This is a genomic window from Aquabacterium sp., assembly GCF_036279655.1.
GTDB lineage: Bacteria > Pseudomonadota > Gammaproteobacteria > Burkholderiales > Burkholderiaceae_C > Aquabacterium.
Genome location: NZ_DASUIT010000116.1, coordinates 1 through 20,212 on the forward strand (window position 1 = coordinate 1; position 20,212 = coordinate 20,212).

Consider the following 20,212-nt stretch of genomic DNA (forward strand, 5'->3'; position numbering starts at 1 on the left):
GGAAGAAAAGCCAAGCTCTTCCACCCAAAAAGGGAAGCGTCCGCTTCCCTTTTTTGTCAGAGTTAGTATGCTGGCGCGGTAGCAAAGCGGTTATGCACCGGATTGCAAATCCGTGTAGGTCGGTTCGACTCCGGCCCGCGCCTCCATTTCCCCCCCAACCGCCTCTGGCCTGGGATGCGGGAGACCTGACATTCCCCCGATGACACTCAGCTCGCCGAGCTCGGAAGAGGGCTGCGTATGCCTGCCTTTTTCGGCTTAAGTTCTCGGGCTCGACGCATAGCATCAACACTCAAAGTCATGCCCTCTTTGCGCTGCTGATTCGGTCATGCCGCGCGGGTGGGAAGTCCCACGGTGGACACCATGCTGGTCATGGTGCTTCAGTACCAGGAGTGCGCGTTGCAGACCCCAGTCGAGCCCGGTTTCGACGATCATCAGGAGCCTGATGATGCGATGCTGCCCGGCGAGGATGCCGAGCTGGCGGGCGACCCCCTGCTGGAAGCGGTCATGTGGGTCTGTCGGCACCATGGGGTCGATCGCAGCGCCTTGTCCCTGCTCGACGGTGTGGCACTCCAGGGGCCTCTGACGCCGCCTCAGGCCGTCTCCCTGATGCAGAACGCGGGCTTCAGCGCGGCCGTGGTGCAACGGCCACCGGCCAAGATCCTGTCCTTGCTGATGCCGGTGGTCTTGCTGCTCAAGAACGGCGATGCCTGCGTGGTGACACGTCGCATCAGTGGCCGGGCACGTCGCGGGCAGGAGGGCAATCGTTACGAAGTGGTGATGCCTGGGGCAGAAAACCAGGCCTGCTCCGCGACCGAAGAAGAGCTCATGGCCGAGTACTCCGGCTACACCCTGATCGCCGCCCCTCGTCCGGGCATCCGCGAGGGTGGAGCGGCGGCCAACACGGGCGAGGCCAACTCGCACTGGATGTGGCGCACCATCAAGCGCTTCTTCCCTTATTACCGCTCGGCCATGCTGGCGGCCTTCCTGAGCAATGTGCTGATGCTCATGACCGGGCTGTTCACCTCCGTCGTGTTCGACAAGGTGATTCCCAACCGTGCGCTGGTCACCTTGTGGTCTTTGGCTGCGGGTGTGTTCATTGCCATCGCCTTCGACATGGCGGCGCGCCAGTTGCGAAGTTATTTGCTGGATCTGGCGGGCAAGAAGGCCGATCTGGCGCTGGGCAATATGATCTTCCGCCAGGCGCTGGACATCCGTCTGGAACACCGGCCCGATTCCGCCGGTGGCTTTGCACATCGTCTTGCGCAGATCGAAATCGTGCGCGAGTTCGCCACCTCGGCATCGTTGTCGGCGGTCAGTGATCTGCCCTTCATTGCGCTGTTCATCTGGATCACCTGGCTGGTTGCCGGTCCTTTGGTGCTGGTCCTTCTGATTGCGGTGCCTGGCATTTTTCTGATGACCTGGGGCATCCAGAAGGTGCTCAGGCGCCTGATGACGGCCAACATGAATCAGCATGCCGATCTGCATGGTGTGCTGATCGAGTCGGTGGAAGGCATGGAAGACCTGCGTGCCTCAGGCGCGCAAGGGCATTTCTTTCAGAAGTATGAGTCGGCCAATGCGGCGGCAGCCGCGTCGTCCCTGCGGGCTCGGTCCATGTCGAGCTGGGTCAACAACTTTGCCGGCATTGCCCAGCAACTGGTCACCGTGGTGCTGCTGATCTGGGGGGTGCATCTGGTGCACGCTGGCGAGCTGACAGCCGGTGCACTCATCGCATCGGTGATGTTTGCGGGGCGCGCCATCGGGCCGCTCAGCAGCATCGTCAATCTGGCCATGCGCTACCAGGGCGCCAAGGCGGCGCTCATCGCGCTGGACGAGCTCATGGCGCTGCCCACCGAGCGCGAACCTGGCAAGCGCTATCTCTCGATGGCGTCCATCCGGGGGCAGATGGCCCTGCACGATGTGCGCTTTGCCTATCCCAAGGGCAAGCACGCCCATGCCCCCATGGTGCTCAAAGGGGTGTCCCTGAACATCGGGGCGGGGGACCGCGTCGCGATCCTGGGCAAGATCGGCAGTGGCAAGTCCACGATCCTGCGTTTGCTGGGGGGGCTGTATCAACCGTCTGAGGGGCTGGTCGAGGTCGATGGCATCGACCTGCGTCAGATCGATCCGGCGGACTTTCGCTCCCAGGTCGGTTTCGTGTCGCAGGAGCCCCGGCTCTTTCAGGGCACCCTGCGGGACAACGTCCTGATGGGGCGCGCCAATGCCGACGTCAATCAGTTCCTGGAGGTGGCGCGCCTGACGGGCCTGGACCGCATCGCCGCGGCCCACCCCATGGGCTACGACCTGCCCGTGGGCGAGATGGGGGGGCTGCTGTCAGGGGGCCAGCGCCAACTGGTGGCTCTGGCGCGTTGCCTGGTCACCAAGCCTCAGATCCTCTTGATGGACGAGCCCACCAGTTCCATGGATGCGCAGGCCGAGGCCAGCTTCATCCAGCATCTCAAGACGGCCGTGGGTGACCGCACCCTGATCGTCGTCACCCACCGGCCCGCCTTGCTGGACGTGGTCAACCGCGTGATCGTGGTGGAGGCCGGGCGTGTCGTGGCCGATGGACCCAAGGCCCAGGTGCTGGCGGTGCTCTCGGGCCGTCCGGCCACGCCGCCGCCGCAGGCCGATGCCGCAGACCACGCTCAGCGGGATCTGGCGATGGCAGCCAGGGGCTGATGAGCATGGCGCGTCTTTCACGGCGGTCCGAACCCACCGGGCAGTATGTCCGGGGTGACGAGCGTTTTCTCTCCGGCATGAAGGAAGGCGAGCTGACAGAGGGCACGCCCCGCGCCACCTGGGCGCTCTACCTGATGTTGCTCATCCTGGTGGCCGCCGTGGTGTGGGCCAGCGTGGCCCGTGTGGACGAAGTGACCAAGGCCGATGGCCGGGTCGTGCCGGACGGGCGAGAGCAGATCATCGCCAGCCTGGAAGGCGGCATCCTGCGCAGCATGGCGGTCCGTGAGGGCATGCTGGTGGAAAAGGACCAGGAGCTGCTGCAACTGGACCCCACCCGTGTCGAAGCGCAACAGAACGAAGGCCAGGCCAAGCTGCTGTCCCTCAAGGCCACCCTGGCGCGCCTGGTGGCCGAGGCCACAGGCCGGCCCCTGCGCTTTCCGCCCGAGGTGCTGGCCAACGAGAGCATCACGCAAGGCGAGACCGATTCCTACCTCGCGCGCCGGCAGGCGCTGGAAGAGGCTGTGGCGGTACACCGCCGCAGCCTGGGGCTCATCAACCGCGAGCTGGCGATGTCCGAACGCATGGCCGCCAAGGGCTTGATGTCCGAGGTCGAGGTCATGCGATCGAAGCGCCAGGCCAATGACCTGATGCTGCAGATCCAGGAGCGCATTAACCGCTTCCGCCAGGACGCCAGCACCGACCTGGTCAAGGCGCGCTCGGAGCTGGCCCAGATCGAAGAGCAGATGGTGGTCAAGCAGGACGTGCTGCGTCGCACGACCTTGCGCTCCCCCGTGCGCGGCCTGGTCAAGAACATCAAGCTGGGCACCCTGGGCGGGGTGGTGCAGGGCGGCGCCACGATCATGGAGATCGTGCCCATCGGCCCGCGCGTGCTGATCGAGGCGCGCGTCAAGCCCGCTGACATCGGCTTTGTGCGTGTGGGCCTGCCGGTGGAAGTCAAGCTCACCGCCTACGACTACTACACCTATGGCGGCCTCAAGGGCGTCATCGAATACCTCAGCCCGGATGCCCTGGGCGAGGAAGCCAAAACAGGTGCCCAAGACACCACCTATTACCGCGCTTTGATCCGCTCCGATGTGAATACATTGCATTCGAAGGACAAGCAGTTGGCGGTGATCCCAGGGATGACGGCCTCCGTGGAGATTCGAACGGGCGAGCGCTCCGTCCTCCAGTTCTTGCTCAAACCTGTCTTGAAGTCACAGGAAGCTTTCCGGGAACGGTGATGCCATGAAGCTGAAATCAATGTTGAGACTGCTGGTCGGTGCCTCGGTGGTGTGGAGTGCCAGCCATTCACTGGCATGGGCCAAATGCACGGATGAGCTGACTCAGGATGCGTCGGCGCGGGCCAATGGCAACAAGCGTGGCGAGGCGACCGCGGGGCTGGACGATGAGACCACGTCGCTGGACCCCCGTGCGCAGTTGCAGACCCTGGCCAGCGAGGCCACCAAGCGCAGCGCCGAACTGGGGGCCTCACGCCTGCTGGCGGAAGCCTCGGCCTTCGATGTCAAGGAAACCATGGGTGCCCGCTACCCGACCGTCACGATCAATGGTGGCGCGGGTGCGGGCGGCAGTGAGGTCAATGGCGTGGAGTCCTCTCGGGGCATGCAGGCCAGTGTGGGCATGAACGTCAACGGAACCCTGATGGACTGGGGGCGCCTGAGCCGCATGACCGAGTACCGCAGCGGCCTGGCCGACAGCGCCAAGTTCAGTGCCGACAACCTGCGTGAGCAGGTGGTGCTGGAGGCCGTGAGCACCGCGATCGAGCGCAATCGCTACCGCGTGCAGGCCCAGGTGTATCAGCAGTACGTGCGCAAGATGAGCTGCCTGGTCGAGGCCCTGGAGCAGATCGTGGCCGAAGACCGTGGTCGCACCAGTGAGCTGGTGCAGGCGCGCAAGACCCAGGCCCAGGCCGAGATCTCGCGCGATGCCGCGATCTCGCAGGGCCGCCAGATCGAGCTCAAGCTCAGGAAGCTGATCGGTGATCAAACCCGTCTGGGCAGTGGCATCACGGTGCCGCTCACCCAGTTGCCTGAACTCGGCGAGATCAACCGTCAGATCGAGAACAGCAACGATGTGCGCCAACTGCGTGCCCAGTCCGAGGCCATGGACAGCTATGCCAAGGCGGTGCTGGCCGGCCAGAAGCCCCAGTTCAACTGGGGTGTCTCCAAGACGGCCAGCAAGCTGGGCAGCACCAAGACCTCGGGGTGGCAGGCCGGGGTGACCGTGTCCTACACCCTCTTCAATGGCTACTCGGACCAGGCGGCAGCGCTGGCCGCCTCACGCCGGGCCGATGCCGCCCGTCAGCAATTGGCCGGCTTGATCACCACACGCACCTCACGTGTGTCGGAGATCTACGACGTGGCCACCTCATCGATGGAGCGAGCCCGGCGGTATGTCGAGGTGCTGCGCGAGAGCGATCGCGTGCGCGGCTTCACCTTCCAACAGTGGTCCCAGCTGGGCAAGCGCTCCTTGTTCGATCTGATGTCGGCGGAGAGTGACCATTTCAATCTGCGGGTGGCCTACGTGAATGCCCTGCATGATGGCGTGATCGCATCGGCGCAACTGCGTTCGCTGGGCGCCGGTCTGGCAACATGGTTGTCCGTGAGTGAACAATGATGGATTGACACGATGCTCAATATCTACCTGCCTCAGACGCTGTATGGCCATCACGCCTGCGAGAGGCTGATCGGCGCGGACTTCACGCGCGTCGGGCGCACGGTGTACATGCATGTGGCCCACTATCCAGACTTTGCCGTGCCTGTGGATGCGATCGAGTTGCGCCAGGGGGCCTTGAGCCTGCGAGGCACGCCGATCGGGCAGCCCGACACCATGGCCTATCGCTTTGAGTTGCCCGAGTCGTGTGGCGACTTCCATTTCAACGTCTATCTGGACGGGCAGTTCTGCGGGCGCGTGCTGGCCCAGGCCCATGAGCCCGAGCACAAGGTCTTTCTGACGGCGGCGACCTTGTTCAAGGGGGATTACGCCCAGGTGCGCACCTGGATGGACTACCACGCGGCCATGGGTTTCGAGCGCTTCGTGCTCTACTACAACGGCCCGATCAGCGCCATCTTGCCTGAGTTGCTGGCCCAGGACGCCATACGCAACAAGGACGTGCTGCTGGTGCAGTGGCCGTTCTCCTACTGGGTGGATGGCCTGGCGCTGGGCGCCGAAGGGCTGCTGGCGGTCCACGGCGATCAGGCCGACACCTCACAGCGACCACGCGACTGGCACCATGCTCAGCAGCTCATGCTCAACCATGCCTTGCTGATGTTGGCGGGCACCACCGACTATGTTGGTTTCTTCGATCTGGATGAGTACTTCCGTTTCGAGGCGCCGATGTCGTTGCCCGATCTGCTGAAGGTCAATGGTCAGGATGTCTACGTCTTCCAGTCGCGCTGGGCCGAACTGATGTCCAACCGTGTGCCGACACTGCGTGACGGCTCGAACTTTTTTGACCAGGAAGAGGTGCAGGTCAGCGAATGGATCCCGGTGCCTCATCGCTCCAAGTACATCGGGCGGCCGGAGCGCATTCTGGGAACAGGCGCCCATGTGCCCAAGGCCACCGTGGCGGACACCAAGATGGTGGCCGTCAGTCCGGAGGTGGCAGGCCTGTTCCATTTTCACTGCTTCAGCGGCAAGGCCTCGCGGCGCAATATGGTCAATCCGACGGGGGAGTGGGCGCGTGTCCCGTTCTACCGCTGAGCGATCCATTCATCGATCCATCGAAAGGCAAGCATATGCAGGGCGAGGCGCCTGTGCCCCTTCGGGCACGCAAGAATCTGGTGTTGATCCGGGCAGGGAGCAAATCGCTGCATCTGGACTGGACCTTGCCCGTTGAGCGGAGCTGGGATCTGGTGGTCCTGGCCTATGACCCGGCCCTGATGCCCGAGGCCCGCCCCTTGTCCGAAGGGCTGCAGGGCGCCATCGTGCTGGACAACTCGGCCGAGCCCTGCAAGTTCCATGGCATCCACCGCTTCTTCACCGATCACCCCGAGGCCCAGGGTTATGAGTCCGTGTTCATGCCGGACGACGATCTGCTGCTCAACCCGGCGAACCTCGATGCCCTGTTCCTGATCTTCGAGTCGTCAGGGGCCCATCTGGGCCAGCCTGCGCTCACCTGGGATTCCTACTGCTCCCACTTCGTGACCTTCCAGAACAAGGCCTTCCTCTATCGCTACACCAACTTCATCGAGGTCATGGCACCGATCATGAAGCGCGAGTTCCTGGCCACGGCACTGCCCACGTTTCGCTTCAACAAGTCGTCCTGGGGGCTGGACTGCCTGTGGTCCAAGATGTGTCGTGATCAGGGCCACCGCGTGGCGATCATCGACCGGATCCCGGTGGTGCACACGCGTCCCGTGGGCGGGGCAGGCCTGTACGCGGCGCTGGGGGTCGATCCTCGGCAGGACATGATCCAGGTGATGCAGACCTTCCAGGTTCCCCCCGAGCCTGCCACGGTGTTCGGTGGTCGGCTCGACGAGCGCCATGGCCAGCCCCTGTCCGGTCATCTGGCCGAGAGCCTGGTGTCGGGCCTGAACCCGGATCTGATCCGACGGCCGGAATTCATGCAGCTTTTCCAGGCATCCCTGCCGCATCTGGGCGTGTAAAAAGTCACATGTCGATGTGGCGCAGGGCCTCATCGAACACACGTCCATGAATCACCGCGGGTGCCGGCCTCACGATGCCTGCGGTCGTCAGTGAGCCAATTGATGCCAGAGATCACCCTTACCTCGGGCGCCCGCTTCCATGCGGACCCGGGCATGTCCATCCTTGATGCGGCCGCCAAGGCCGAGGTGGCGCTTCCCTACAGTTGCCGGACCGGCCGATGCAGCACCTGCAAGTGCAAGGTCGTGCAGGGCGACACCGTGGCGCTGCAAGCCGAGACGGGCTTGTCCGCCGCCGAGCAGGCCGAAGGCTGGATCCTGGGGTGCGTGCGCACCGCAGGCTCGGATGTGCTGCTGGAGGTCGAGGACCTGGGGGGCGTCACCTTGCCCCCGCCCCGGACCTTGCCGTGCCGGATCGCCAGCCTGGACAAGCTTGCACCGGATGTGCTGAAGGTCACGCTGCGCCTGCCACCCACGGCCGGCTTCAGTTTCATGGCGGGTCAGTACATCGATGTGATCGGGCCGGGGGGCATCCGCCGCAGCTATTCCCTGGCCAGGGCCATGGCCTCCGACCACTTGCTGGAGTTGCACATCCGTGCCGTGGACGGCGGGGCCATGAGCGACTACTGGTTCACTCAGGCCCAGGCCAATGACCTCCTGCGCTTGCACGGCCCCCTGGGCACCTTCTTCCTGCGTGATCCGCGCGATCTGGACCTGATCTTCCTGGCGACCGGCACCGGCCTGGCTCCGGTGAAGGCCATGCTGGAGTCGCTGGCCGATGTGCCTTTGGAGGCCCGTCCGAGATCGGTGAGGGTGCTGTGGGGCGGGCGCGTGCCCAGCGATCTGTACCAGGACCTGAAGGCTATCGGGGGCATCCATGAGGACATCCCGGTGCTGTCTCGTGCTGGCAACGAATGGGTGGGCGCACGGGGGCATGTTCAGGATGTCCTGCTGGGTTTGCAGCCCGATCTGGCCCATGCTGCGGTGTATGCTTGTGGCTCAGATGCCATGATCCACAGTGCCAGGGAAGCGCTCGTCCAAGCCGGGCTGCCTCGTCAACGCTTTTACTCCGATGCGTTTGTTTGTTCGGCCACTCACTCATCTTCTTAGGATCTGACACATGAAGGCAGTCATTCTGGCCGGGGGTCTCGGCACACGTCTGAGCGAAGAAACCTCGACCCGACCCAAGCCCATGGTGGAGATCGGTGGCAAGCCGATCCTCTGGCACATCATGAAGATGTATTCCCACCACGGCATCCATGAGTTCATCATCTGCTGTGGCTACAAGGGCTATGTGATCAAGGAGTACTTCAACAACTACTTCCTGCACATGTCGGATGTCACCTTTGACATGCAGGATCACAGCATGCATGTCCATCATCGGCGTGCCGAGCCCTGGAAGGTCACCCTGGTCGACACAGGCGATGACTCCATGACAGGCGGCCGTCTGGCGCGTGTGAGCGAATACGTCAAGAACGACGAGGCCTTCTGCTTCACCTATGGCGATGGCGTGGGCGACATCGACATCTCTGCCACCATCGACTTCCATCGGCAGCATGGCAAGTGGGCCACCCTGACGGCGACCTTTCCCCCCGGCCGCTTCGGTGCCCTGGACATCGCCGATCGTCGGGTCGTGAGCTTCAAGGAAAAGCCCAAGGGCGACGGCGCCATGATCAATGGCGGCTTCTTCGTGCTGTCCCCCAAGGTGCTGCCCTACATTCAGGGTGACAGCTCGATCTGGGAGCAGGAGCCCTTGATGAAGCTGGCCGAGGATCAGCAACTGATGGCCTTCGAACACCACGGCTTCTGGCAACCCATGGACACGCTGCGCGACAAGCATCTCCTCGAAGAGCTCTGGGCCAGTGGTCAGGCGCCCTGGAAGAAGTGGGATTGAGCATGGCAGGCGTTCATCCCGAGTTCTGGCGTGGCAAACGTGTCTTCCTGACCGGGCACACCGGTTTCAAGGGCAGCTGGCTCAGCCTCTGGCTGCAATCGATGGGCGCCGATGTGCATGGCCTGGCCTTGACGCCGCCCACCACACCGGCCTTGTTCAACGAGGCTCACGTGGCCGAGGGCATGAGCAGCACCATCGGCGACATCCGCGATCTGGCCACGGTCGTGTCGGCCATGCAGGCCTGTCAGCCCGAGATCGTCATCCACATGGCGGCCCAGCCCCTGGTGCGTTACTCCTACGTGGCCCCGGTGGAAACCTATGCCACCAATGTCATGGGCACCGTCCATGTGCTGGAGGCGGCACGCCAGGTGGCGTCGGTGCGGGCCATCGTGAATGTCACGACAGACAAGTGCTACGAGAACAAGGAATGGGTCTGGGGCTACCGCGAGAGCGAACCCATGGGGGGCTACGATCCCTACAGCAACAGCAAGGGTTGCTCCGAGCTGGTGACCAGCGCCTACCGGCAATCGTTTTTCCAGCAAGGCCGCGTGGCCTTGGCCTCGGCGCGCGCCGGCAATGTGATCGGTGGCGGTGACTGGGCCAGCGACAGGCTGGTGCCCGACATCCTGCGCGCCTTCCAGGCCGGGCAGCCCGTCATCATCCGCAACCCCCACGCCACGCGCCCCTGGCAGCATGTGCTCGAACCCCTGTCGGGTTACCTGACCCTGGCTGAGCGCCTGTATCAGGAGGGGCAGGCCTTTGCCGAGGGCTGGAACTTCGGCCCACGCGACGAAGACGCGCGCCCGGTGCAGTGGATCGTCGAGGACATGGTGCGAGCATGGGGTCGAGGCGCCAGTTGGCAACTCGACCCGGGCCAGCACCCCCATGAGGCCCATTACCTGAAGCTGGACATCTCCAAGGCCGCATCGGGCCTGGGGTGGCAGCCGCGCTGGAATCTCTCGACAGCGCTCCAGAAGATCGCCGATTGGCACCAGGTCTGGCTCGACAAGGGCGACGTGCGCGCCATGTGCCAGCAGCAGATTCAACAGTACAACACCTCCATCTGATCAAGGTCAGGACAGTGACATGACGACTTCCCCCATCAAGCTGATGCCCCGCTCCCCGGCCGCCATCCGTCAGGAGATTGCCGATCTGGTGCAGCAATACGCCGACATCGTTCACGCACCGCAAGACTTCATCCCTGGCCAGACGCCCGTGCCGGTGTCTGGCAAGGTGATTGGCGCTGCCGAGCTCAAGAACATGGTGGAGGCCAGCCTGGATGGCTGGCTGACCACCGGGCGCTTCAATGCCATGTTCGAGGAGCGGCTGGCCAAGTACCTGGGCGTCAAGCATCTGATCACGGTCAACTCCGGGTCCTCGGCCAATCTGGTGGCCTTCTCCACGCTGACCTCGTCCAAGCTGGGCGAGCGTGCCATCCGTCCGGGTGACGAGGTCATCGGGGTGGCGGCGGGTTTCCCCACGACGGTCAACCCCATTCTGCAGTTTGGGGCCGTGCCCGTCTTCGTGGACGTCGACCTGGCCACCCACAACATCGATGCCAGCCAGATTGAGGCGGCCATCACGCCCAAGACCAAGGCCATCATGCTGGCGCACTCGCTGGGCAACCCCTTCAATCTGGAGGTGGTGGTGGCTTTGTGCAAGAAGTACAAGCTCTGGCTGGTCGAAGATTGCTGCGACGCCCTGGGCGCCACCTACAACGGTCAACTGGTGGGCACCTTCGGTGACATCGCCACCTTGAGCTTCTACCCGGCGCACCACATCACCATGGGGGAGGGCGGGGCGGTGTTCACCAACAACGCCGAGCTCAAGCTGATTGCTGAATCCTTCCGCGACTGGGGGCGTGACTGCTATTGCCCGCCCGGCAAGGACAACACCTGCAACAAGCGTTTTTGCTGGAAGCTCGGTGATCTGCCCGAAGGCTACGACCACAAGTACACCTACAGCCACCTGGGCTACAACCTCAAGATCACCGACATGCAGGCTGCCTGCGCGCTGGCACAGCTCGATCGGCTTGATGAGTTCATCGCCACGCGCAAGGCCAACTTCAGCTACCTCAAGGCGCGTCTGCAGTCCTGTCAGGACTTCCTGCACCTGCCCGAGGCCACGCCGAACTCCGATCCGTCCTGGTTCGGCTTTCCCCTGGTGCTCAATGAGTCGTCGGGCATCAAGCGTGTGGACCTGCTCAACTACCTCGATCAGAACAAGATCGCCACCCGCCTGCTGTTTGCGGGCAACCTGACGCGTCAGCCCTACATGATCGGGCGCAACTTCCGCGTCAGCGGTGCGCTGACCAACACCGATGTGGTGATGAACCAGACCTTCTGGCTGGGCACCTTCCCGGGCTTGACCACGGCGCATCTGGACTACATCGCTGACAAGCTGGAAGAGTTCTTCGGGCTCAACTTCTGATGTTCACGATCCTTCCCTCCATCATTGCCGGCTGTCATGAGATCCAGCCGCGCGTGATGGATGACGCGCGCGGGCGCTTCGTCAAGGTCTTCCACCGGGAAGCCTTTGCCGAGGCGCAGATGGAGACATCGTTTGCGGAGGAGTACTACTCGCATTCGCACAAGGGGGTCATCCGTGGTCTGCACTTTCAGACGCCGCCGCACGACCACGTCAAGATGGTGTACTGCGTGCACGGCGAGGTGTTCGATGTGGTGCTTGATCTGCGGGTGGGCTCGCCCACCTACGGCAAGACGGCAACCTTCCGCCTGAGCGCAGACCGGGCCAACGTCCTCTACATCCCCAAGGGCCTGGCTCATGGCTTCTGTGCCACCAGTGACACGGCGACACTGATCTACAAGGTCAGCACGGTCTACGCGCCTCAGCACGACGCCGGGATCCTGTGGTCATCGGTGGATGTCGACTGGCCGACCGATCAACCCATCCTCTCCGAGCGGGATACCCGCTTTGTGGCCTTGGCCGATTTTGTCAGCCCCTTCCGTCATGAGTGAAACTGAACCATCGCCCTGGAGAGTCCTGGTCACCGGGGCCTCCGGGTTCATCGGTGCCAACCTGGTCAAGCGGCTTGTGGCCGAGGGGCACGAGGTGCACATCATCGTGCGCGAGGGCTCCCGCACCCACCTGATCGCGCCGGAGCTGGCCACGGTCACCGTGCATGTGCACGATGGCAGCACCCGGGGCATGCTGGACATTGTGGGCGCGGCGCGACCGCACACCGTCTTCCACCTGGCCTCGCTCTTCCTGGCGCAGCACACGGCCAGCGATGTCGAGGCCCTGATCAACAGCAATGTGCTGTTTTCCACCCAGCTGGTGGAGGCCATGGCAGCGCATGGCGTGCCTTATCTGATCAACACGGGCACCTCCTGGCAGCACTACGAGAACCAGGATCACAACCCGGTCAATCTCTACGCGGCCACGAAGCAGGCGTTCGAAGCCATCCTGAACTACTACATCGAGGCGCAGGGCCTGAAGGTCAGCTCGCTGATCCTGTTCGACACCTACGGCCCCCACGATCCTCGTGCCAAGCTCATTGCCTTGCTCTGGAAGACGGCCCTGACACAGCAGCCCATCAGCATGTCACCCGGGGAGCAGCAGATCGATCTGGTTCACATCGACGATGTGATCGAGGCTTTCGTGATGGCCGCGCGGCTCTTGCCGAATCAGGTGCAGGGGCATCGCCGCTATGGGGTGTCCTCAGGGCGCCCCATGCCGCTCAAGGCACTGGTGGCGGCCTTCGAGCAGGCCACGGGCCTGAGCTTGCCCATCACCTGGGGTGGGCGCCCTTACCGTCCGCGTGAGGTCATGACGACCTGGAGCCGTCACGACAGCGTGCCTGGCTGGCAGGCGCGGATCCCTTTCGAGACCGGCGTCCTGATGACGCGGCCTGCCGCCGACTGAGCGGCTAACCCACCAGCTGCAGCGCGGGGCGCAGCGGCAGCGGTGCGGGTTCAGCGGCGTGGGGGGGCTCAGGCTCCTGGAAGTCGGTGACACCCACCCATTGCCCTGTCGGGTTGACGAACTTGCGACGAGAGGCCTTGCCGCTGAAACAGTGGAAGTGATAGATGCCCGCCAGATGGGGCGGCACCACCACGACGCGGGCATCGTCGTCGCTGGTCTTGGGGTAGTGCACCCGCGTGGCATAGATCTTGTCCAGCCGGGCGATGTACTTGGTCCGGTGGGGGAAGGGCTCCCATTCGGCGGCGGCCTCGATCTCCTCGGTGGCCAGGAAGTGACGGTCATCGCCCCAGCCCGGCACGCGGTTGGAGGTGAGTTCGGCCCAGCGCGACTGGAAGATGTAGATGTCTTGCTGGTAGCCCTTGATGAAGTCGACCACGCGGGGAGGGGTCTGGGCGCAGAAGTACTCGTCCAGGTCGAACAGCCCGAGGTACTCGGTCGTGCCACGCAGGAACACCAGCACATGGTTGAGCATCAGGTGCTGGGCATGGTGCCAGTTGAGTCTGACCTGCGAGAGGTCCGTGTCGTCACCATGCTGGGCCAGCAAGCCCTCGTTGCCCAGAGGCACGCCGTCGGCCCAGTAGCTGAAGGGCCACTGGACCAGAAGCACATCGCGTGAGGTCAGGGCGGGGCGGGCCAGCAGCTCCGGCAAGATGGTATCGATGTGGCCGTTGTAGTAGAGCACGAAGCGATCGAAACCCTGGGCGGCGTGGTAGTCCACCCAGGCCTCCAGTTGCGGGTAGTCGTCCTTGAACAAGGTCGCCGCCGTCAGGAAGACCTTGGGCAATTCGGGTGGGGTGCGAACCCGGAAAGTGCCTGCATAGTCCCCCCTCAGACGAATCTCCAGCGGCGCTTCGGCGGTATCGGGTGCCATCTGGTACTGCTGCGCGATCACATCGGGCTTCCAGATGGTGTCGCCGGGCAGCACATGGCCGCGCTGGCGCAACTCCATGGCCGACAGGGGGGTCGAGAAATCAGGGTAGTGCGCCGGAAATAGATGCAGGTGATCTCCCTTGCGCAGGATGTCCGCTGAAATCAGGCGCTCGTAGGGGTGTGCCGCATAGACCGGTTGCGGCAGATAGATGTTCAGCATGCGGGGCTCTCCTGAGTGCAGTCATCCGTGGAATCTTGGCTGACCATCCTGCCAGCCTGCCCCGACGCAAGTCAACGAAAAAACAGGGTTTGAACCGGTCTGAATTGCGTCCAGCCGTCGCTGGATATTTCGCCTGATGGCATCGGCGTGTGAACGGTTGCACGTGTCTGGCGGCTATTGATCCGGGCGGAGGCATTCGCGTCGATGAGTCTGGGGCGCATGGCTCAAGAGTCAAGACGACGGGGACGATACCGACAAGAGCGAGCGTGTCTGACCGTTTTGCAATTTGAAAGAAAGGTGCCCATGCCCTCGGCGGTTCTAGAGATGACCACAACGCAGATTGCCGCCTTGAGCACCAAGGTCATTGCTGCGCTGACCACCGAGGATTGGGCCGCGTTCACCGTTGAACAGATCGCTGCCTTGACGCCTGCGCAGATCCGCGCGATCGAGACTCGGGACCTGGCGGTGCTCACGGTGGAGCAACTGCGAGCGATCGAGACGGCGGACTTCGCGGCCTTGATGCCGGGGCAGATCAAGGCCCTGGGCACCGAGCTCATCAATCAGCTGACGGCCGAGCAGATGGCGGCCATGAGCAGCTTGCAACTGGCGGGGCTGGTCACCGCGCAGGTGGCCGCGCTGAGCCCGGCCTTCCTGGGCAGTCTGGGGCCCACACAGGTGGCGGGCCTGACGAGTTTGCAGACGGCGGCGCTGTCGGCGTCTCAGATCGATGCGCTGGATCCGGCCGATGTCCGCGCGCTGAGTTCGTCGGCCATCCGTGGACTGAAGGCCGAGGTGATCACCGCCTTGAGCGCCGAACAGGTGGCCGCCATGAGTTCGGCGCAGGTCGGGGCCTTGACGACCGTGCAGTTGCAGGCGCTGGAGCCATCGGATCTGGGGGCGATGTCGACCACCCAGCTCAAAGGCCTGGGGCTCTTTCAGGTCAAGGCCCTGACGGTCGATCAGATCGAGGCATTGCAGCCCTCGCAATGGGGTGCCATGAGCAGCACCCAGATGGCGGCCTTGACGGCCGATCAGATCCAGGCCGTCAGTGTTTCGGGCTTTGCTGCCCTGCAGACCACGCAGGTGGCGGCCCTGACCAGCGTGCAGGCCTCGGCCCTGACCCTGGATCAATTGGCGGTGCTGGAGAGTGCGCAGATACGGGCCTTGAGTTCGGCAGCCATTCGCGGGTTGACGACCGAGGCCGTGGCCGCCCTGAGTGTCGAGCAGGTGGGCGGGCTGGGCACCGGACAGGTGGCATCCTTGAGCAGCACCCAGGTGTCGGCGCTGGAGGCGCAGGACATCGCGGCCCTGAAAACCGCTCAGGTGGCGGCCATGCGCAGCGTACAGGTGGCAGCCTTGAGCACCGAGCAGGTCGCGGCCCTGACCTCCGAGGGAGTGAAGTCGCTGAGTTCGGCTGCTTTGCGTGTCATCTCGACCGAGGGCATTGCGGCCCTGGACAACGAGCAGATCGGCGCGCTGACCAGTTCGCAGGTCGCGGCCTTGAGCACCTGGCAGTTGCAGGCCGTGCAGACCAGCGCAGTGGCCGTGCTGAGCACGGCGCAGGTGGCGGCCATGACCACGCACCAGGTCCGCGCGTTGACCACGGAGCAGGTCGTGGCGCTGGAGACGGTTCAGTTCGGCGCCTTGCGCAGTGCGCAGATCGGTGCCCTGTCCACCGAGCAGATCGCGGTGGTCGAGACCGCGGATTTTGCCGCGCTGACCTCGTCGCAGTTGATGGCCCTCAAGAGCCAGCAGGTGCTCGCGCTGAGCACGGAGCAACTGGGTGCATTGGCCACCAAGGATTTCAAATCACTGAGCACGACGGTCATCAAGGCATTGAATTCTGATGCCATCGTGGCCTTGAGCTCTCAGCAGATCGAGCAGTTGACCACGGCCCAACTGGCGGCCATGACCACGGCCCAGATCAGCATGATCGAGCCCCAGGACATTGCCGGGCTGACGACGCTGCAGGTGGCTTCCATGCGCACCGTCCAGTTGGCGGCGCTGAGCAGCGATCAGTTGCTGATGCTGGAGACGGCCGATCTGAGGGCGATGACGTCCTCGGGCTTGCGAGCCTTGAACACCGATGCGGTCGCGGCGCTGAGCGTCGAGCAGGTCCAGGTGTTGAGCTCAGGGCAGGTGTCGGGCCTGACCAGTCTGCAGGCGCCGGCCCTGAGCAGCTCGGTGCTGGCGGCTCTGAGCAGCACCCAGATGCGGGCGCTGGGCACAGCGGCGTTGCGGGCCTTGAGCACGGATCAGATCCTGGCGCTGGAGACCACCCAGATCGCCAACCTGAGTTCGGCTCAGATGGCGGCGTTCACCACGGATCAGATCGCCGCGCTGGAGACGCTGGATGTGGCCGCCCTGACGAGCACGCAGGTGGGCGCGATGCAGAGCGTCCAGGTGGCGGCCATGGGCACGCTGCAGATCGAGGCCCTGCGCAGCAGTGTCATCCAGTCCCTGGGGTCTGCAGCCATCCGTGGTCTGACGACCGAGGGTCTGCAGGCGCTCACGACAGATCAGGTGGCCGCCCTGAGCAGCACGCAACTGGCGTCGCTGACGTCGACTCAGGTGGCCGCCCTGGAGACGGCCGACATCGCGGCGCTGACGAGCCGTCAGGCCAGCTTTCTGCGCAGCGCGCAGACCTCCGCCTTGACGACGGATCAGATCGCCGCCATGGAAAGCCAGGATCTGCGGGCGCTGAACTCGGGCGCCTTGCGGGCCTTGAGCACCGATGCCATCCTGGCGCTGAGCACGGATCAGGTCCTGGCCCTGACCAGTGCGCAGATCTCCGCTTTGAGCACCGCACAGATCCAGGCACTGGAAAGTGCCGATCTGGCCATCATGGGGGCCTCTCAGTTGCGTGGCCTGTCCACCCTCCAGATCCGGGCCATGAGCACGGACCAGGTGGCTGCGATGGGCACCGCGCAGGTCGCTGCCTTGTCGAGCATCCAGGTGGCTGCGCTGAGCAGTGAGCAAGTGGCCAGCTTGCAGACCGACGGCATCACCGTGATGAACACCTTGCAGGTCCAGGCGCTGGGCAGCTTGCAGGTCGCCGCCATGAACACGCTGCAACTGGGCGCACTGGAGACCCAGGACCTCCGGGCCCTGAGCGTGACCACGATGCGGGGCCTGTCTACCGATGTCATCGTGGCGCTGACCACCGATCAGATCGCGGCGCTCACCACCACGCAGATCACGGCCTTGACGCCGACCCAGGTGGCGGCCGTCAGTACGGATGCCATCGTGGCCCTGACGACAACGCAGTTTGCCGTCATGGGGTCGTCGCAGTTGCGTGCCTTGTCCACTGACCAAGTCCAGGCGCTGGGCGTGGCGGACCTGCGGGCCATGAGCTCCACCTCCCTGCGGGCCATGAGCACCGACGCCATCGCGGCCTTGTCTGCCGAACAGGTCGCCTCGCTGGGGTCGTCCCAGGTGGCGGGCTTGACCACCATGCAGGTGCGTGCCCTGGAGGTGTGGGACCTGGCCGAGATGTCCACTGCGCAGCTTCGTGCCATGAGCACCCATCAGTTGCGGGCCTTGAGTGTCGAGCAGATCGATGGCCTGACGACGTCCCAGGCCAGTGCGCTGTCCAGCATGCAGGTGGCGTCCCTGAGTGCGGAGCAGATCCAGGCCCTGGGCATCGAGCGTGTGATGGCGCTGGTCACGCAGCAGGCGGGGGCCTTGAGCAGCACGCAATTGAACGCGATGGCCGTGGAGCAGCTCATGGCCATCGAGACCTCGGACGTTCGAGCGCTGTCGATCGCCACCCTCAAGGGCTTGAGCACCGATGGCATCGCAGCGCTGACGTCGGATCAGGTGGCGGCCCTCAGCAGCGAGCAGTTGATCGCCCTGTCCGTGGATCAGATCCGCGCGCTGGAGACGGATGACATCGCCGCCTTGAGGAGCGTTCAGGTCGCGGCATTGGGAACGGCGCAGGCCCTGGCGCTGACCAGTGCGCAGATCGCGGCGCTGGAGACCTCGGACCTGCGGGTCATGCGGACGGCGGCCCTGCGTGTCATCGAGAGCGAGGGCATCGTGGCCCTGACGACAGAACAGATCGCCGCCCTGACCACGGCGCAGGTTCAGGCGCTGAGTTCCTTGCAGGTGGCCGTGCTGGAGTCCGAGGACCTGGCGGCCATGACCTCGGTGCAGGTGGCGGTGCTCAGCAGCGGGCAGGTGGCCGCCTTGAGGGTGGATCAGATCCAGGCCATGGAGAGCGCGGACCTGCGCGCCCTGCGCACGATGGCCTTGCGGGCCATGACGACCGAGGGCCTGGCGGCCTTGAGTTCGGAGCAGATGGCGGCCTTGACCACCTTGCAGGTCAGTGGATTGACCACGCTCCAGATTCAGTCATTGCAGACCGATGATCTGAATGCCTTGAGTGTGGCGCAACTGCGTGCGGTGACCACCACGCAGATGCGTGCCTTGAGCAGCGAGCAGCTCATGGGGCTGGAGAGCGCCCAGGTGGCGGCCTTGACCACGGCTCAGGTGGCGGCCCTGAAGGCCGACCAGATCAGTGCGATCGACGCGAGCGATATGCAGGCCCTGAGCACGGCCCAGGTGGCGGCGCTCAAGAGTGCCCAGGTGACCGCCTTGAGCAGCGAGCAACTGGCCGCCATGGACACGGCCGATCTGCGCGCGATCCACACCGTGGCCATGCGTGGGCTGAGCTCGGATCAGGTGGCGGCACTCACCTCGGAGCAGGTGGCTGCCTTGACGACATCCCAGATCCTGAGCCTGAGAGGGGCGCAGTTGGCGGGGCTGGATGCCGATGACATGGCGGCCCTGAGCACAGCACAGGTGGCGGCCATGAACAGCGCTCAGGTGGCGGTGTTGACGTCCGACCAACTGGCGGCGCTGGAGACGGTCGACATCGCGGTGTTGACGACCAGCGCCCTGCGTGGCTTGAGTGCAGACAGCCTGACGGGCCTGTCGGCCGACGCCATCGGGGCTTTGACCACGGCACAGGTGCGATCGTTGTCGACGACCGTGTTGCAGAACCTGAGCACGGAACAGTTTGCGGCGCTGGAGAGCGCAGACGTGGCTGCACTCACCAAGGTCCATGCGAGTGCATTGACCACGGACCAGATCGCGGCGCTGACCACCGAGCAGATCCTGGGCCTGAGCACCACGGCGATCAGCGGCCTGCAGATGGAGCAGGTCGCGGCATTCGAGTCGGAAGACATCGGTGTGATGTCGGCGCGCCAGCTCGACGCCATGATCAGCGCCACACCCATCATGCTGGACCTGGATGGTGATGGCATCCGGACACTGGCGGCGCAGCAAGGCGTGATGTTCGACATGAATGGCACCGGTCAGAGTGCCAGGGTGGGGTGGGCATCGGCGCACGATGGTCTGCTGGTCATGGACCGAAACCATGATGGCCGCATCAATGATGGCCGGGAACTGTTTGGCTCAGGCACCTTGACATCCGATGGGCAGCGGGCCGGTCATGGCTATGCCGCCCTGGCGCTGGAGGACAGCAACCACGACGGCAAGATCTCTGAGGCCGATGCGCGTTTTGCCGACCTGCGGGTCTGGGTGGACAGCAATCAGGACGGGGTGACCGATGCCGGAGAACTCCGCACATTGTCAGAGACCGGGGTGGTCGAGCTGGATCTGCAGGCCCGGGCGGGGACACACCTGGATCACGGCAATCTGCTGGGGCTGGTGTCCAGCTACACCCTTGCCGATGGCAGCACGCGGGACATGGCCGATGTCTGGTTCCGTCGTGACATGGCTGCAGATGCGGGCGCGGCGGGGCCCTTGACAGTCACGCGGGCCGATGTGCTGGTGGACCCCGGGCAGAGCATCTCCCTGGGCGATCCTGAAGCGCCGGATGCGGACGCCGGGGCAGGGGGGGGCAGCGAGACACCTGCTGCGACCGTGGCCGCTCCGTCGTCCGCGTCGCTGATCACGGTGGCCGATCTGTCGATCATGCCGCCCGACGAGCAGCACAGGAACCTGCTGATCTGAGCG

Annotated in this window: 13 protein-coding genes and 1 tRNA gene; 13 read left to right on the forward strand and 1 reads right to left on the reverse strand. The window is 64.4% G+C overall.

Annotation, left to right across the window (positions count from 1 at the left end):
* Nucleotides 1-72: 72 nt before the first annotated feature.
* From VFW84_RS13215 to VFW84_RS13270, 12 genes are all read left to right on the forward strand, one after another.
* Nucleotides 73-146 (forward strand) — tRNA-Cys (locus tag VFW84_RS13215).
* Nucleotides 147-336: 190 nt separating this feature from the next.
* A complete protein-coding gene (locus tag VFW84_RS13220; RefSeq protein WP_329680927.1) occupies nt 337-2,679 on the forward strand; it encodes a type I secretion system permease/ATPase in 2,343 nt (780 codons plus the stop codon).
* A gap of 5 nt (nt 2,680-2,684) precedes the next feature.
* On the forward strand, nt 2,685-3,920 hold the full coding sequence (locus VFW84_RS13225; RefSeq protein ID WP_329680928.1) for an HlyD family type I secretion periplasmic adaptor subunit: 1,236 nt from the start codon (nt 2,685-2,687) through the stop codon (nt 3,918-3,920).
* Between the two features lie 4 nt (nt 3,921-3,924).
* Nucleotides 3,925-5,313: a TolC family protein gene (locus VFW84_RS13230; RefSeq protein ID WP_329680929.1), complete on the forward strand. Its 1,389-nt coding sequence runs from the start codon at nt 3,925-3,927 to the stop codon at nt 5,311-5,313.
* Nucleotides 5,314-5,325: 12 nt separating this feature from the next.
* On the forward strand, nt 5,326-6,399 hold the full coding sequence (locus tag VFW84_RS13235) for a glycosyltransferase family 92 protein (protein ID WP_329680930.1): 1,074 nt from the start codon (nt 5,326-5,328) through the stop codon (nt 6,397-6,399).
* A 125-nt stretch (nt 6,400-6,524) separates the two neighbouring features.
* Nucleotides 6,525-7,304, forward strand: coding sequence for a hypothetical protein (locus VFW84_RS13240; protein ID WP_329680931.1), 780 nt, complete (start codon nt 6,525-6,527; stop codon nt 7,302-7,304).
* A gap of 102 nt (nt 7,305-7,406) precedes the next feature.
* Nucleotides 7,407-8,411 carry a 2Fe-2S iron-sulfur cluster-binding protein gene (locus tag VFW84_RS13245; RefSeq protein WP_329680932.1) on the forward strand — a complete coding sequence of 335 codons (1,005 nt, stop codon included), beginning with the start codon at nt 7,407-7,409 and terminating at the stop codon, nt 8,409-8,411.
* A 10-nt stretch (nt 8,412-8,421) separates the two neighbouring features.
* A complete protein-coding gene (gene rfbF, locus VFW84_RS13250) occupies nt 8,422-9,195 on the forward strand; it encodes a glucose-1-phosphate cytidylyltransferase (protein WP_329680933.1) in 774 nt (257 codons plus the stop codon).
* Between the two features lie 2 nt (nt 9,196-9,197).
* Nucleotides 9,198-10,262, forward strand: coding sequence for a CDP-glucose 4,6-dehydratase (gene rfbG, locus VFW84_RS13255; protein WP_329680934.1), 1,065 nt, complete (start codon nt 9,198-9,200; stop codon nt 10,260-10,262).
* Nucleotides 10,263-10,281: 19 nt separating this feature from the next.
* Nucleotides 10,282-11,625: a lipopolysaccharide biosynthesis protein RfbH gene (gene rfbH, locus VFW84_RS13260; RefSeq protein WP_329680935.1), complete on the forward strand. Its 1,344-nt coding sequence runs from the start codon at nt 10,282-10,284 to the stop codon at nt 11,623-11,625.
* Entirely contained in the window at nt 11,625-12,173 is a 549-nt protein-coding gene (gene rfbC / locus VFW84_RS13265) for a dTDP-4-dehydrorhamnose 3,5-epimerase (protein ID WP_329680936.1), read from the forward strand. Before rfbH ends, rfbC begins: the two co-directional genes overlap by 1 nt.
* Nucleotides 12,166-13,080 (forward strand): NAD(P)-dependent oxidoreductase, encoded by a 915-nt coding sequence (locus VFW84_RS13270; protein WP_329680937.1) that lies wholly within the window; start codon nt 12,166-12,168, stop codon nt 13,078-13,080. Before rfbC ends, VFW84_RS13270 begins: the two co-directional genes overlap by 8 nt.
* A gap of 4 nt (nt 13,081-13,084) precedes the next feature.
* Here VFW84_RS13270 and VFW84_RS13275 read toward each other — a convergent pair whose 3' ends face one another.
* Entirely contained in the window at nt 13,085-14,230 is a 1,146-nt protein-coding gene (locus VFW84_RS13275; protein WP_329680938.1) for a glycosyltransferase family 92 protein, read from the reverse strand.
* A gap of 324 nt (nt 14,231-14,554) precedes the next feature.
* Between VFW84_RS13275 and VFW84_RS13280 the strand changes: the two genes are divergently transcribed.
* Nucleotides 14,555-20,209 (forward strand): heme utilization protein, encoded by a 5,655-nt coding sequence (locus VFW84_RS13280; protein ID WP_329680939.1) that lies wholly within the window; start codon nt 14,555-14,557, stop codon nt 20,207-20,209.
* Nucleotides 20,210-20,212: the final 3 nt, after the last annotated feature.